Source organism: Collinsella sp. AM16-21, from assembly GCF_003471905.1.
In the GTDB taxonomy this organism is placed as follows: domain Bacteria; phylum Actinomycetota; class Coriobacteriia; order Coriobacteriales; family Coriobacteriaceae; genus Collinsella.
The window spans coordinates 130,142-145,743 of the sequence record NZ_QRKJ01000002.1 but is presented as its reverse complement, the minus strand read 5'-3'; the positions used below and the strand labels follow the sequence as shown (position 1 = coordinate 145,743).

Annotated in this window: 12 protein-coding genes; 7 read left to right on the top strand and 5 right to left on the bottom strand. The window is 58.5% G+C overall.

What is annotated here, in order from left to right; all coding sequences use genetic code 11:
- The first annotated feature begins 143 nt into the window (after positions 1–143).
- Complete coding sequence (locus tag DW180_RS02370) at positions 144–1,109, top strand: response regulator transcription factor (protein WP_118237233.1); 966 nt, start codon at positions 144–146, stop codon at positions 1,107–1,109.
- A gap of 328 nt (positions 1,110–1,437) precedes the next feature.
- Here DW180_RS02370 and DW180_RS02365 read toward each other — a convergent pair whose 3' ends face one another.
- Positions 1,438–3,639, bottom strand: a complete 2,202-nt coding sequence (locus DW180_RS02365) for an FtsX-like permease family protein (protein ID WP_118237232.1) — start codon at positions 3,637–3,639, stop codon at positions 1,438–1,440.
- Positions 3,629–4,414 (bottom strand): ABC transporter ATP-binding protein, encoded by a 786-nt coding sequence (locus tag DW180_RS02360; RefSeq protein WP_089572375.1) that lies wholly within the window; start codon positions 4,412–4,414, stop codon positions 3,629–3,631. Before DW180_RS02360 ends, DW180_RS02365 begins: the two co-directional genes overlap by 11 nt.
- Before the next feature lie 144 nt (positions 4,415–4,558).
- Here DW180_RS02360 and vsr point away from each other — a divergent pair, with 144 nt between their 5' ends.
- The 3 genes from vsr to DW180_RS02340 all read left to right on the top strand — a co-directional run bounded on the left by vsr (position 4,559) and on the right by DW180_RS02340 (position 7,696).
- On the top strand, positions 4,559–5,548 hold the full coding sequence (gene vsr, locus DW180_RS10445) for a DNA mismatch endonuclease Vsr (protein ID WP_233545147.1): 990 nt from the start codon (positions 4,559–4,561) through the stop codon (positions 5,546–5,548).
- Positions 5,549–6,086: 538 nt separating this feature from the next.
- Positions 6,087–7,016, top strand: coding sequence for an AraC family transcriptional regulator (locus DW180_RS02345; RefSeq protein WP_158549316.1), 930 nt, complete (start codon positions 6,087–6,089; stop codon positions 7,014–7,016).
- A gap of 56 nt (positions 7,017–7,072) precedes the next feature.
- Complete coding sequence (locus tag DW180_RS02340; protein ID WP_089572377.1) at positions 7,073–7,696, top strand: HAD family hydrolase; 624 nt, start codon at positions 7,073–7,075, stop codon at positions 7,694–7,696.
- Between the two features lie 322 nt (positions 7,697–8,018).
- Here the strand turns inward: DW180_RS02340 and DW180_RS02335 are convergent, their stop codons facing one another.
- On the bottom strand, positions 8,019–8,876 hold the full coding sequence (locus tag DW180_RS02335) for a class II fructose-bisphosphate aldolase (protein WP_118237230.1): 858 nt from the start codon (positions 8,874–8,876) through the stop codon (positions 8,019–8,021).
- A gap of 335 nt (positions 8,877–9,211) precedes the next feature.
- Here DW180_RS02335 and DW180_RS02330 point away from each other — a divergent pair, with 335 nt between their 5' ends.
- On the top strand, positions 9,212–10,015 hold the full coding sequence (locus DW180_RS02330) for a DeoR/GlpR family DNA-binding transcription regulator (RefSeq protein ID WP_118237228.1): 804 nt from the start codon (positions 9,212–9,214) through the stop codon (positions 10,013–10,015).
- Between the two features lie 67 nt (positions 10,016–10,082).
- Here the strand turns inward: DW180_RS02330 and DW180_RS02325 are convergent, their stop codons facing one another.
- Positions 10,083–11,243, bottom strand: coding sequence for an FprA family A-type flavoprotein (locus DW180_RS02325; RefSeq protein ID WP_233545145.1), 1,161 nt, complete (start codon positions 11,241–11,243; stop codon positions 10,083–10,085).
- A 129-nt stretch (positions 11,244–11,372) separates the two neighbouring features.
- Positions 11,373–12,359, bottom strand: coding sequence for a LacI family DNA-binding transcriptional regulator (locus tag DW180_RS02320; RefSeq protein ID WP_118237258.1), 987 nt, complete (start codon positions 12,357–12,359; stop codon positions 11,373–11,375).
- 383 nt (positions 12,360–12,742) lie between these two features.
- On the opposite strand from DW180_RS02320, the gene DW180_RS02310 reads away from it, so the two are divergent.
- Together DW180_RS02310 and DW180_RS02305 are read left to right on the top strand one after the other, a co-directional pair.
- A complete protein-coding gene (locus DW180_RS02310; RefSeq protein WP_118237226.1) occupies positions 12,743–13,948 on the top strand; it encodes a galactokinase family protein in 1,206 nt (401 codons plus the stop codon).
- A complete protein-coding gene (locus DW180_RS02305) occupies positions 13,939–15,567 on the top strand; it encodes a UDP-glucose--hexose-1-phosphate uridylyltransferase (protein ID WP_233545143.1) in 1,629 nt (542 codons plus the stop codon). The genes DW180_RS02310 and DW180_RS02305 overlap by 10 nt, the downstream gene beginning before the upstream one ends.
- The last annotated feature ends 35 nt before the right edge of the window (positions 15,568–15,602 follow it).

Below are 15,602 nucleotides of genomic sequence, written 5' to 3'. Positions count from 1 at the left end.
GTTTACCATCTAGAACCGCGAACGGTATACGGCTATGCTGTATCTCGGCGCCTAATCCACAATGAAACGAAGGGTTGAGACGTCTATATCCCACAAGGTATACAGAACTCGGCCATAGAATAAATGAGATGGGACGGTGACAGATGAACACCCTGATGTTCTTCTATACCCTAGCGATACTCGTGATCTGTATTGTGACGGCGGTGCTCTCGCTTGCCGCCTATGCCTCATCTCGTCGACGCTTCTTTATCTATGGCAGCGGCGTATTTATCTGCTATGCCATCGAGATGACCGAGATTTTCTTTTTTGAATACACGCTGCAAAACCAGAGTTTTCCAGCCAGCGACTATTACTCAATTACCATGCCTGCGTTGCGGACCTTTGTGGCGACCGCTTCGCAGGCTTTTATTTGGCTCATTGCCATGGATTTGCTCGACAAGCATTCAAAAAAGCAGTTTGTCATTCCCGTCGCAACGTTCTTGCTGAGCGAGCTGCTGATTATCGTCGCTGTCCCCTACGGCCCCATTCATCAATGGCTCTACTACACGATGCGTCAGGTATTCCTTGTTTTCGTGGGGCTATATATCTTTTGGACGGCACGCAAGAGCACACAAGTCGAGCTGAAGGCACGCGTTAACAACCAACGAAAGCACCTGATTATCGGCGCTATTCTGGTCGGTTGCATCGTTGCCGAGGATTTCTACAACATCCTTGTTGTTCCCATGAGCCTGGCACCCTCTTGGCTGCAGCTGTACCTGTCCGAGCGCAACTTTAGCGAAAACGTCTTTGCCTGCTACTTTGCGATTCTGCTGATCATCTACTCCTACCACGTGCTTTCAATCCGCATGCAGGAGGCGCCCGAGGAAAAGAACGTCAGCGATCTTGATCGACACATCGAAGAGCAGATGCCCTTCTATCGCAACGCCTACAAGCTCTCCAACCGCGAAACCGAAGTCATGCGTCTGGTTGTGTTGGGCAAATCGAACCAAGAGATCGCTGACGAGCTCTTCCTTGCCGTGGGTACCGTCAAGACCCACATCCACAACATCCTGGTCAAAACCGAGCAGCAAAACCGTACGACCCTGATCCTCCACTTTTGGAAACGATAACCTACCAAAAAGGGACAGGTTTATTTTGGCAGGTTTTATCTGGGCAAATGCCAAAACCGCCGCGAGGGAGCTACTTTCCCTCGCGGCGGTTTTCTAGCAGTAAAACCAAGTGAGTAGGCTTTTGGCGGGATGCCGAGCACGCCCCAAAACGCCACAGCCCTGACCTGCGGTTTTGTTGAGCGTTTGTCGCAATGTGCTCGGCAGATCCAAAAAAGTCTACTCACTTAGTTTTGAGATGCATCAGGCGGGCAAAAAACCGCCGCGAAGGGGGCCCGGCTTCCTTCGCGGCGTTTGTTCGCTGTGGTTATGCGGCGGTTTTGCCCGCTCGCTACTCGCTGTAGCGGGTGGCGATGGCAGCTCGCACCATGCCGGTGCTCATGAGGTACGTTACCAGGAAGTAGCCGCCGTAGGCTGCCAGGAAAATCGCACAGGTGAGGCCCACCGTGCCGCCGATGCTCATGTTGCCAAACGTGCTCACCAGCTCGATGATCACCTTGAGCGCCACAAAGGAGTGCGCCAGACCCACTGCCAGCGGGAACAGGAAGAACACCGCTTGCTGTGCCATCACCGAATGGTGAATCTGGCGGTCGTCACAGCCGATCTGCGCCAGCACGCGATAGCTGCGGCTGCCATCTGCCACGTTGGAGAGCTGCTGGATCGACAGAATTGCCGCGCATGCAACGACCAGTACAAAGCCGATGTAGATAGCCAGATAGCTAATCATGCCGTTCATCTGCGCTGCCTGCGTATATAGCTCGGAGCGTGTCATGAAGACTCCCCACGAACCCGGCTCCTTGCCGTCAACGAGCAGGTTGTCGAGCATAGTGTATTTAATGAGCTCATCGGCCTCGGCAACATCCATCCCTCGCTTGTAGTTAACGAGCAGGTTGCTGGCATACGGCTGCAGATTAAGCTGGGACAGCAGCTCATCGGCAACGACCACGGTACCGGGATTGCTACCGAGCCCCGAGTTGGCGATGGCCGCCGTGTCCTTGTCCGACTTATCGGTTGCGGGCTTGAGCTCATGCCCACCCAAGGTGAGGGTATGGCCGCCGGCCATATATTTGGTGTACAGGTCGCCCAGCTCACCGCCCATATCACACGTAAGCACGTACTGGTCGCGGCCAATGCTCACCGGCTCCTCGCCCATCATCTGGCGCAGCTTGTTGTACTGGCTCGCCGGCGTCACAAACAGGCCCATATCATCGGCATTGCTACCCTCGAGCACCTTGGGGAGCTTTTCGCCCATGGCCTTGCACATCTCGCCTGCAGCTACCGAGGGACCCGAGCCGCCAAGCGGGTAACTCAGATACGAATCGATCTGCACATGCTCACCGGCAACATCGGCGATATTGACCTTTTTGCCGGTCTCGTCGTTGTTGTCCGCCGACTTGCGCTCGCCATGCCATGCAGCGTACAAATCGACCGTTGCATCGGCCAGCACCATGCGATCGGCCTCAGACGGATTGACATACTCCTTGTAGTAGTCGAGCGTTTCGGGCGTGTAATAGACATACGTCTGAGACACGTCAACAGGGTTATAGCGCTCCAGGTTTTCGTTCATCACGTTGGCGATCGACATACCGCACGTCACCGAGGTGATGGCCAAAAACAGGATCATCGCGATGACGCCCATCGAAAAGCACACCGTATTGACCTTGGCCGCAAGCTGGCGTACGGTAAACATATTGAGGCCGCGCCAATAGACGCTGCGCAGGCCCTGCAGCAGCTTGATAAGCATGCCCGAAAGGCCCCAGAACAGGGCAAAGGTACCCACCGTAACCATGGCCGTGGTGATACCAAACTGGTTCATGGCCTCCTGCAGCTTGGTATCGGTCGCGGTGAGCGGGAACCCGTCGCGCAGCAGACGGTAATAGGCCACGCCCACAAGCACCGCGCCCACAGCAAAGATGGCAATCGCGATCCAGGGGTTGCGTGTCTTGATACTCTCGTTGCGACGCTCGGCACCCATAAGCTCGATGAGTTTGGTACGACGCACGGCGCGAAGGTTCAGCAGCAGCGTGAGCACAAACATTACGAGCATGCAGGCAAGGGTCAGGTTGAACGCATGCACCGAGAAGAAGAAGTGGAAATTGGCGATCTGCGTCTTGAAGAGTGAAGCCGTAAAGAACGTCATGAGCTGGGAAAGCCCCACGCCCAGCACAATGCCGGCGACAAAGGCGCCGACCGAAACGATCACCGTCTCGAGCGCCATGATCGTGGCGACGCGCCCGCGCCCCATGCCGAGCACCTGGTACAGGCCAAACTCCTTCTTGCGGCGTTTCATGATGAAGTTATTGGCATACACCATCAAAAAGGCCATGACACCGGCCAAAAAGTACGTCAGGTAGCCGAGCATGCTGCCCATAACCTGCGCCAAGCCCTCTTCATCGATGCCGGCAATGTCGACCTGCATCGAGACGGTGTTAAAGGCATAGAAGACGGTGACGCCCAGGGTGAGCGTCAAAAGGTAGACGAGGTAGTCGCGGCCGGCGCGGCGGACGTTGCCCCAAGCGAGTTTACAGAGCATCGGAGCCCTCACCGCCCATCATGGCAACGACCTCCATAATGCGGTCGAAGAACTCCCGGCGGTCGGTGTCGCCGCGGCGCAGCTCGGTGAAGATCTTGCCGTCGCGGATAAACAGCACGCGGCTCGTGTAACTTGCAGCAAAGCTATCGTGCGTGACCATGAGAACGGTGGCGCGCAGGCGGCGATTCAGGGCCTCCAGGCTCTCGAGCAGCAGGCGGGCGCTTTTGGAGTCGAGGGCGCCGGTGGGCTCGTCGGCCATGATCATAGTTGGGTCGGTGACGAGTGCGCGAGCCGCGGCAACGCGCTGTTGCTGACCGCCGGACATCTGGTAGGGATACTTGTCGAGCACCTGACTGATAGACAGACGCGCGGCTACATCCTGCACGCGGGTCGAGATCTCTGCCGAGTTTGTGCGGGCGATGGTGAGCGGCAGGGCGATGTTCTCGCGTGCCGTGAGCGTATCGAGCAGGTTGGAGTCCTGGAAGATAAAGCCGAGCTCCTCGCGGCGGAACTGCGAGAGCTTGGCCTGCTTCATGCGCGTCACATCCTGGCCGTTGATGCGAATGGTGCCACTCGTGGCGCTATCGATGGTCGACACGCAGTTGAGCAACGTCGACTTGCCCGAGCCCGAGGCGCCCATGATGCCGACGAATTCGCCGCGGTTGACGGTAAAGCTGACATCGTTGAGCGCGCGGGTCACGTTGCCCAGTGCTCCATATACCTTTTCGAGATGCGCGACCTCCAGTACCGGGGTCGCCGTTTGCGTGGTTTGCATACCGAGTCCTTTCTTGCGATTAGTCTACGGCATCTATAGTCGCAAGGAGCCGAGTCGGCTACCATCGATATGGCTTACGCTTGCCTTACCGTTGCGTAAGGTAAGCGTAGTCTGCCATGTGTTGATGTTGAGAGAGGGCTCCTGTTGAAGACTGTTCATGTTGCCGCTGGGATCATTCGCAAGGAAGGATCTGACGAGCTGCTTGCCGTGCAGCGCGGCTACGGCAACATGCAGGGACTATGGGAGTTCCCGGGCGGCAAACTTCTGCGCGGCGAGACACCCGAAGGCGCCGTGCGCCGCGAGCTTATGGAAGAGCTACAGGTAAAAGTCACCAACCTGCGTGATTTCTACACCGTTGAGTATGACTACCCCGATTTTCATCTCTCAATGGAGTGTTACTACTGTTCGCTGGCAACCGATTCCGACGAGCCCCAAAAGCACGACCGTCAGCTCGATATCCGCTGGATTCCGCGCACCTCGCTTGCCACCGTTGAGTGGATGCCCGCCGACAAGGGACTCATCGATGCGCTAATTGAGCTGAAGGAAGACCGACTTGAGGCCAACGGCATCGCTAACGACGCCCAGGCCACCACGGCCGACGAGCCTGCTACCAAGCCTAAGTGCAAACCTAAGCGCCGCAGCAAAAAGCGTCCCAAGCCCGGCCTGCTAGACGGTATCGACACCTCGGACCTTTCCGCCGACGAACGCGAGCTCGTGCGCCGTCGTGCCGCGATAAAAAAGTCCATGAAGGGCAACAAACGCGCCAACACCAAGCCCGAGTTGCTCGTCCGCCAGCGTCTGCGGGCAGCAGGCCTTACGGGATACCGTCTGGAATGGAAGGTGCCCGGCAAGCCCGACATCGCCTTCCCTGGACGCAAGATCGCCATCTTTGTAAACGGCTGCTTTTGGCACCGCTGCCCCAAGTGCAATCCGAGCCAGCCCAAGCGCAACGTTGAGTTTTGGGAGGCAAAGTTCCGTCGCAACGTCGAGCGCGACCGCGCTGCCGTGGCAGCACTCACTCAAATGGGTTGGACGCCCATAACCATCTGGGAATGCGAACTCAAAAAAGACCGCATCGACGCCACGATGGAAAAGGTCATCGAGCGGGTGCGCGCCGCAGAGCCGCAGCGCTAGCCGCCCGTCCCAATCGTGAGCGTGTTTTCCCTAGGGGAATCACGGTTGGGCGCGTTCAGATCCTTCATATACGCAACAATTGCGCCACAAACCTTAGAAAGCCCTTAAGCCTCCAACCTTTCAAGAGTGTTATGCAATAGCTTTGAACTGCGGTTTCATTGTTACATCAAACCTGATTAAGCCTTTCTTTAGCGCTTCCTTATCTGCGCTCGCGGCATAATGTAGCCAGCGCACGGGACCTAGCAGCAAACCCCGAGCGCATCCTTTTGGTGGATATCGAGGAGGCCGCAAAAGCATGCATTCTTCCAATGACGCAGCACAGCAGCCATCCCTAAAACATGCAAACCTTTTCTCCTTCCCCCGACACAGAGAAACGGCCTCCTCGACTCCCCCACCACAAAAACCAAGCGCTCAGCCGATCAGAGCCTCAACTTACGAGCATCCTTCGAAAAGCTCCAAGCATCCCTAGACAAGGCGTTCCCCGAACAGGCAAGAGCAATCTAAGCCCATCGCGCTTTATACTGATGCCATGCGAAACATGGATCACATAGAATTGCACCGCGGAGGACGCGAGGAAGCGTTTCCCGAGACCGCCGAAGACTGGCCCTATATTGCCGAACGCGCAGAATTCGCTCGCTATCCGGGCAATTCCGTCCCCTGGCACTGGCATTCCGAAGTTGAGCTTTTCTACATGGAGCAGGGAGCGATTGACTATCGAACGCACGCGGCTCATGAGCACGTACGCTTTGAGGAAGGGTCCGCCGGCTTTATCAACGGCGGCGTTTTGCACAGCACGCTGCAATCACCCAATTCGGCGCCAGCCATTCAAATGCTGCATATCTTTCAGCCGTCGATGCTCGGCGATCCCGCGGGACGTCTCCAAAAGCGCTACATCAACCCATTGCTTCAATGTCGAGGCGTCGATGTGCTCAAATGGTCGCCCACCAATCCCGACGATATGCCCTTTATCGATTTGCTGAAGAGCTCCTTTAGCCACGACCTTCAACGGCCGCAGAACGAGATGGCGCTTCGAAATAGTTTGTCAGAGCTCTGGATTCAGATTAACGCCAAGGCCGAACCGCTCTTTTCTTCCGACGGCGCCTCTTGGATGACCAGCCGCGACGTACAGTTCAAGGCAATCCTGGACTTTATCCGCGCAAACTATGCAGCCGCTATAGATGTGCCCCAGATGGCATCTGCAGCCGGCGTAAGCGAAAGAGAGTGTTACCGCATTATCGAAACTTGTGCAGGAACGACCCCGGCGGCATATCTACGCGCATACCGCATAAACCGTGCTTGCGAACTTTTGGCACACACCACGCGAACGGTACAGACAGTCGCGCGCCAATGCGGATTTATAACAGCAAGCCATCTTGGCCAGGTATTTAAAGAACAAATGGGGTGCACTCCTTCGAGCTATCGAGCAGCGAGGCAGAATCTCGATAGCACCAGGCAGAAATCCCGCTAACCCTTCTTCTGTCACTGCATCAAACTTGCAGGCAAACAACAGAGAGGAGCAATCATATGAAGCACTTTGACCATATCGTATTTGACGTTGATGGGACATTGGCAGATACAGAAGAAAGCGTTCTGTCATCGCTTGTCCAGATTGTCCAAGAAGAGACCAGCAAAACGCTTCCCCGACACGAGCTTGACTTTGCCCTCGGCATACCCGGCAAGGATGCCCTTGAGAAACTTGGGATCTACTCGCAGGCAACGTTGGATCGCTGGTGCCAAGTTGCCGCCAGCTTTAAAAGCACCATCAGCGTGTTTCCAGGCTTGCTTGAAGTCATCGCAACACTCGCCGATAGCGGCTGCAAACTTGGCATCGTCTCCTCACGTGCGCGCGACGAATACGCAAAAGAAATTGCACCCCTTGGTTTCGATAAGTATTTTGAGCACATCATCCTTGTCGAAGACACAACCGAACATAAACCCGCACCCGCACCCATGCTCGAATATCTCCGACGTGCGGGCGCGAATCCTGGCAACGTCGTCTACGTTGGCGACACCGTCTACGACGAACAATGCGCAACTTCAGCAGGGGTCAGTTTTGCCCGAGCAGCATGGGGATCACACCAAGATATCCCAAACGCCACCTACAACCTCAAAACCCCCAACGACCTGCTAACCCTAACAACCAAATAACCCACGCGTCCCACCCTTTCAGTCCCAACACCACAAGGGCGATTGAGCAGAACGGCTTGGGCGGGTCCCCGTACTTAGTTTCCAAAATCATTCCGCAGCGCGAAGGCTTCTTATTATTTTCCGCCCTAACGCCACAAGGGCGACGACCTCGAGTAGGTCAACCTGGGAGGGACGAGGGCTTAGTTCCCCAATCTTTCCGCAGGGGGCAAAAAGCCTCGCCGCACGAAGTGCGCAGCGAGGCTTTTTGCATGCCCGAGGACGATTGGGGAACTAAGTCCTCGTCCCTCCCCGGGATATGTAGCGAGTCGGAGTACCCTTGCTGTTACTCTGCCTTGCCCACAGAGTTGAGGTTAGTCATGCGGATCTTAACCAGCTCGGTGATCTCACGCATGCCCTCCTTGGCCGGCTTCTTAGGATCGAAGCAAGCGGGGTTCTCGGCCATGTAGGCCATGAAGCCCTTGGTGTAGGCCTGACGCAGCTCGGTGGCGTAGTTGACCTTGCAGATGCCGTTCTTCACGGCCTCGGCAACCTGCTCATCGGGCACACCGGAGGTACCGTGCAGAACCAGCGGCACGTCGACGGCGTCGCGAATGGCCTTGACCACGGACTGCTCGATGTGAGGATCGCTCGTGTACACGCCGTGGCTGGTGCCAACGCCAATGGCCAGCGAGGTGCAGCCGGTGCGCTCAACAAACTCCTTGGCCTCGGCAGGATCGGTGTAGGGGCTCTCGCCCTCAACCGCGGGACCGTCGTCCTCCTTACCGCCGACCTTGCCGAGCTCGGCCTCGACGGGCACGCCCATGGCGCGGCCAGCGTCGGCGACGGACTTGGTCAGAGCGATGTTGTCCTCGAAGGACTCGTGCGAACCGTCGATCATGACGGAGGTGTAGCCCGTGCGGAAAGCCTGCATGCAGCGGTCATAGCCATCGCCGTGATCGAGGTGCAGGGCAACGGGCACGGAAGCGCGCTCGGCGGCAGCCTTGACCATGCCGTAGAAGTAGTCCAGACCAGCGGTCTTGATGGTGCCCGGGGTGGTCTGCATGATGACGGGGGACTTGGTCTCCTCGGCAGCGGCCAGAACGGCCATAACAAACTCGAGGTTCTCGACGTTGAACGCGCCGACGGCGTAGTGGCCGGCCTGAGCGTCCTTGAGTATCTTTTCGGTGGTAACAAGTGCCATGAGCGTTTGCTCCTCTCCCTCGCCCGCATCTGGACATCGGGCGTACGTGTCCGCAAGGCGTTTTACCTTGCATTTTGCTGCGCTCATTGTATGAAATTCAGCGGGTATACATGTGCGAGATATTGAGCCCATGCAGGTCAATACAGTCGCTTTTGAAAAGTAAACGGAAGGAATTGGAGCCGAGCGGGCGTGTTCGATTTTGAATTTTGGGCGTTCAGCGTCTTTCTTTTATAGAAAAAGTAAGTAATCGAAAGGCGTTTTCTTACTTAAAAAGAAAATGAACGAAAATAGACTCAACACAATTCCTGCAAATTTCAGACGATGATGGAGCGGATATGGCCCATGCAACAACCCGAGCTTTCGCCGATGAGCGGCGTGCCGCCATCATGGAGATGCTCGAACATAACGCCTCGGTGCAAGTAGCAGAAATCGCCCAGACCTTTGGCGTTTCCTCCGTCACCGCCCGCGCCGACCTGGACGCGCTCGCCGAGTCCGGCAAGTTGCGCCGCACGCACGGCGGCGCCGTGTCGCTCCACAAACGCCTAACCGTCTCCACGCAGGATCGCCGCATCAACGTCAACGTTGCCGCCAAGCAAGCCATTGCCCAAAGCGCTATCAGGCTTGTTAACGACGGCGACACGGTGCTTGTCGACTCCGGCACCACGGCACTCGAGTTCGTTCGGCTCCTCGACCAGCGCGATGGCATCACCGTCATCACGGCCGACATTACCATTGCCGATTACATCGACGAGAGCATGCCCTCAGTCGATGTCGTCATGCTGGGCGGGGCACTGCGCAAAGGCCATCGCTATCTGTACGGCCCACTTACCATGCAGGCGCTCCAAATGGTCCACGCCGATCTTGCCGTCATGTGCCCTGGCGCTTTCGTTCCCGGCTGCGGCTTTACCACCGACTTTCCCCAGATGGCCGAGACCAAAGCGGCCATGATTGGCGCCGCCCGCCAAAGCGTGGCCCTCATGGACGCCAGCAAGGTCAACGGACGGGGCATGTACCGCTTTGCCGAGCTGACCGACGTCAACGCCATCGTGATGGACCGTGATCCCGATCACGCCGTCGCCACCTCAATCGCCGAGATCGTCGACAACGCCCGCCCAAATCTCCTCATCGCCGGCGCTTAAACAAAAACCACCACAAAGGTTCACCGTCCCCTTTGTGGTGGTTTGAGCGTTAAACGTGAACGTATCGCTACTTGGAGAGCTCGTCAGCGAGGGCCTCGATCTGAGCGCGCGAGGCGTCGTTGAGCGAACCCAGGACGGTCACCTTGTTCTGCGTCAGGGTGATGTCCTTCATACCCTCGAGCTCCTTGGTCATAATCTTGGCAGCTGCGGGCGCCCAGGAGCCGCCCTCGACGAGCGCCACCGTACGGTTCTGGTAGGCATGCTCGGCAAGCGTATGGATAAAGGTGCTCATGAACGGGAAGATCTCGCCCTGATAGGTGATGGAAGCGAGTACCAGACGGTCATAGCGGAACGCATCCTCAACGGCCTCGGCCATGTCGTCGCGAGCCAGGTCAAAGACGGAAACCTTCTGGCCGCGGGCCTCGAGCGCAGATGCAAGCTCCTCAACGGCAGCCTTCAGATGGCCGTAGACGCTCGTGTAGGCAATGGTGATGCCCTCGTCCTCGGGCTGATAGCTCGACCAAGTGTTGTAGGTGTCGAGGTAATAGCCAAGGTTCTCGGTAAGCACAGGACCGTGGAGCGGGCAGATGACCTGGATGTCCAGGTCGGCGGCCTTCTTGAGCACGGCCTGCACAAACTTGCCGAACTTGCCCACGATGCCAAAGTAGTAACGGCGCGCCTCGCAGGCCCACCCTTCCGGATCCTCGATGTCGTTGGCGCCAAACTTGCCAAAGCCGTCGGCACTAAAGAGCACCTTGTCGGTAGCCTCGTAAGAGAACAGCACCTCGGGCCAGTGCACGTTGGGGGCGCCGACAAACGTTAGGCTGTGGCCGCCCAGATCAAGCACGTCACCCTCTTTGACAACCATCTTGCGCTCGGGGAAGTCGGTGCCAAAGTAGTTGACCATCATGCGGAAGGCGCCCATGCTTGCCACAATCTGCGCCTGGGGATAGCGCTCCATAAAGGCGGCGATGCCGGCGGAGTGATCGGGCTCCATGTGATGGATGACCAGGTAGTCGGGCGTGCGGCCGTCGAGCACGGCTTCGATGTTACCGAGCCACTCGTCGACAAAACCGCCGTCGACTGAATCGGCGACAGCGATCTTTTCGCCCAAGATAACGTAGCTGTTGTATGCCATACCGTTCTCGGACACATCGTACTGGCCCTCGAACAGGTCAATGTCGTGATCGTCGACGCCAACGTAGCGGATATCCTTGGTGATCTCCATCAGGCAAAGCCTCCTAGATAGACAAAAGAGCCCGTCTATCATAGCACTCGGCTGCATCCCAACAGCTATCTGCCAGCATCCTTACCGATTGTTATTGAAATGCGATAAATCGCCGTTTACCAGCACAAACTATGTGCGCGGTATCGCCGTGCTATGTCGAATGATGAGCTGGCCGGGAATACGGATGGCAACGGTTTTGCCCACCGTACCCGCCTCGGGAACCGCATGCTCAAACACCTCGCGCCCACGCTGATGCAAGTCGAATCGAACGGTCGTGAGCTCGTTATGTGCGACAAAGTCGTCGAGCGAGTCATCGACGCCCACCACGCTCACGTCCTCGGGCACGCGCAGACCGCTATCACGCAGCGCTGCAATGGCGCCGTTTGCCATCTGGTCGTTTGCCGCGTAAATCGCCGTCATGGTGCGGTCGTGCTCGGCCAGATATCTGCCGGCCTCGTAACCGCTGTTGGCAGACCAATCGCCCTCGAGCGGCGCCTGCGGCTTAATGTGCTTACGCTCGAGTGCATCCTGCCAACCGGCGCGACGAAACTGCTCGTCGACCGAGAACGACGGGCCGCCAATATAGCGAATCTGATCGTGTCCCAGCTCAAACAGGTGATCCATAAGCAATAGCGAGCAGCCGTAATGATCGGAGTCAACTGTGGTCACGCGCGGATGCGCGTACATGGTAACGATGACCGTGCCAATGCCCGGCAGTGGATCAAACGTCTCAAAATCGGGCGCCATGCGACTCATGCCGATAATGATGCCGTCCACGGGCAGCGCGGCCATACGACGCGTGGCCTCGGCAAGCGAAAACTCCTCGGTCTTGGACATCTCGACCAGCGTGATGGCGCAATTATGCTCGCGAGCAGCGCTGGCGATGCCGTCGATCATTGAGAGGTTGCCAAACTTGGTGACATCGTTGACGCACAGGCCGACTGAATGGTAACGGCCGTCGCGCAGCGAGCGACCGGCATAACTCGGACGAAAGCCGAGCTCTTGCATAGCGGCCTGCACGCGCTGGCGCGTCTGCTCGTTGACGTTAGGCAAGCCGTTGGCGACGCGCGAAACCGTCTGCTGCGAAACGCCAGCAGCGCGGGCGACGTCGGCCATGGAGACCGGACGCGAACTGGTATCGTTGGACGGGCGCCTTGCCACAGGATCACCTTCACCCTTGCGAAATCTGAATAGCGTGCATGCCGGCCCGGGCAGAAATACACCCCGCGCCGAAGCCCGCTATCGTCGGACGCATGTTAACGTACTCTACTTTTTCTATCTGCATCTCTTCTGCTTTATAAGTCCATACGGCAGTACCGTTCACGGCTGCATTTCTACCGATTACCAGATTCTCAAAAAGTGACAAGCGATGTGTTATGAGTACGTTAACATAGCCCGTAACGTGCGGCATCGTGAACACGTGATTCATGCCGCTTCAAGTTGTTAACGTACTCATAACGACGCAAAACTCACCTGTGCGCGCCAAGGAAAGGACTCCCATGACCACCCCCGACGAAAAGACATTCGCCACGCTCACCAAGCTGTTTGAGGAGGAGTTTGGCCCCATCGGCGACCGCCAGGTGCTCTACGTGCACGCGCCCGGCCGCTCCGAGATCAGCGGCAATCACACCGATCACGAGGGCGGTCACGTTATCGCCGGCTCGCTCGATGTCGCCGTTGACGGCATCGCCGTGGCAACCGATTCCAACAAGATTCGCGTCGCCGACGAGGGCTATCCTACGTTTGAGATCACGCTAGACACGGTAGACATTCAGGAGTCCGAGAAGGGCACGTCCGCAAGCCTCGTGCGCGGTATGGCCCATGAGGTCGCAGCGCTTGGTGTTGAGCCCAAGGGCTTCGACTTCGCCTTCACCTGCTCCGTCCCCTCGGGCGGTGGCCTTTCCAGCTCTGCTGCCGTCGAGGCCGCGTACGGCCGTGCCATGGAGACGCTCTGGGGCGCGCCCGCCATTGAACCCGTCACGCTCGCTCAGATGAGCCAGCGCACCGAGAACAACTATTACGGCAAGCCCTGCGGTCTGATGGACCAGGCCGCCGTGTGCCTGGGCGGCCTCGCCTACATGGACTTTGAGGATCAGGCCCAGCCTAAGACCCAGAAGCTCGAGCTCAACTTTGAGGATCATGGGTACGCGCTCGTGCTCGTTAAGGTCGGTGCCGATCACGTGGCCGCCACCGACGACTACGCCGCCGTTCCGCGCGAAATGCAGGACGTCGCCGCCGAGTTTGGCAAGGCGCGCCTGTGCGAGGTCGACGTTGCCGACTTTGACGCCAAGCTCCCCGAGCTACGCACCAAGCTGGGCGACCGTGCCTGCCTGCGCGCCGTTCACTACTGGTACGAGAACGGCCTGGTCGACAAGCGCTGGGCAGCTCTGAACGCCGGCGACATTGACCGGTTCCTGGTCCTGACGCGCGAGTCCGGCGCCAGCTCCGCCATGTACCTGCAGAATGTTGTTGCCAAGCTGGGTTCCGAGCAGCCTTCCATGTATGCCCTGGCGCTGGCCGAGCACGTGCTCGACGGCCGTGGCGCCGTCCGTATTCACGGCGGCGGCTTTGGCGGCACCATCCAGGCCTTCGTGCCGCTCGACCTGGTCGACACCTTTATCACCAAGATGAACAGTTGGCTGGGCGAGGGTTCTGCCCGTCACTACGCAATTTCTGACAAGGGGGCTTACGCGGCATGGCTGTAATGACTGATGTGCGCGAGGCCGCGCAGGGCCTGATTGAGTATGCCATCCATCGATCGATGATCGGACAGGACGATCGCATCTGGGCATACAACACCATTCTCGAGTGCATCGGTGCTACGGGCCCGGCGCTCGACATGGCCTGGGCACTCCAGGTTGAGAAACTCTCGCTCTTGCACCCCGATACCCTGCCCGACTTTGACCTTGAAGGCACGCTTGCCGCGCTTGCCGAGACTGCCGTTGCCAACGGTGCTGCCGAGGACACGGCGTCGGGCCGCGATCGCATCGCCATGCGCATCATGGGCGCGCTCATGCCGAGGCCTTCGGTTGTAAACGAGGAATTCAATGGGCGTATGGGCGTCAACGAGCCCCGTGCCGCGACCGACTGGTTCTACGGCCTGTGCTGCGACGCCGGCTACGTGCGCCGTGCCGCCATCGCGCGCAACATCAAATGGAGCACCCCCACCAACTGGGGCGATCTTGAGATCACCATCAACCTGTCCAAGCCCGAGAAGGACCCGCGCGATATCGCCGCGGCAGGTGCAGCTAAGAACACGGACGAGAAGTATCCCGCCTGCCAGCTCTGCATCGAAAACGAGGGCTATCCCGGACGCTCCGCCGCAGCCGACGGCGGAGCTCACCCCGCCCGCCAGAATCTGCGCGTTATCCCCATCCAGCTCGACGGCGAGCGCTGGGGCTTCCAGTACAGCCCGTACGCGTACTTTAACGAGCACTGCATTGCCATGAGCTCCGAGCATCGTCCGATGCACGTCGACCGCAAGGGCCTGACCTGCCTGCTCGACTTTGTGGACCTGTTCCCGCATTACTTCATCGGCTCCAACGCCGACCTGCCCATCGTGGGCGGCTCGATCTTGTCGCACGACCACTTCCAGGGCGGCGCACACGAGTTCCCCATGATGCACGCCGCCGAGGTCTCGCAGTTTAGCGTGCCCGGTTTTGACCAGGTCAGCGGCACTGTGCTGCAGTGGCCGCTCTCGGTGCTGCGCCTGCGCTCGCATGACCGCGCTCAGCTGCTCGATGCCGCCGAGAAGATTATCCTCGCCTGGCGCGAGTGGAGCGATGAGTCTGTTGGCGTCATCGCGCACACAGCCGATGGCGTGGCGCACAACACCGTGACGCCCGTCATTCGCCGCGTAGACTCCCGCGGCAACGCCGGCGGCGAAATCTACGAGGCCTACCTGGCGCTTCGCTGCAACATCACGACCGACGAGCATCCGCTGGGCGTTTTCCACCCGCATGCCGAGTATCACCACATTAAGAAGGAGAATATCGGCCTGATCGAGGTCATGGGCCTGGCGATTTTGCCGCCGCGCTTGGTTCCCGAGCTCGGCGCTGTCCGCGAGCACCTGCTGGCGGCCAAGGCCGATGCCAGCTACGATCTCGCCGGTGCGCTCGAGGGGGACGACCTTTGCCGCAGCCATGCCGCGTGGGCCGAGGACGTCTATGCCCGCCGCGCCGACGAGCTTACGGCGGATAGCGCCATCGGCATCCTGCACGAGGAAGTCGGCGTAGTGTTTGGCCACGTGCTCGACAACGCCGGCGTCTTTAAGTGGAACGAAGCCGGCCGCGCCGCCCAGCAGCGCTTTATCGACTCACTGTAATGATCCCTTGGGGACGGAGGAAAACGGACTATTTC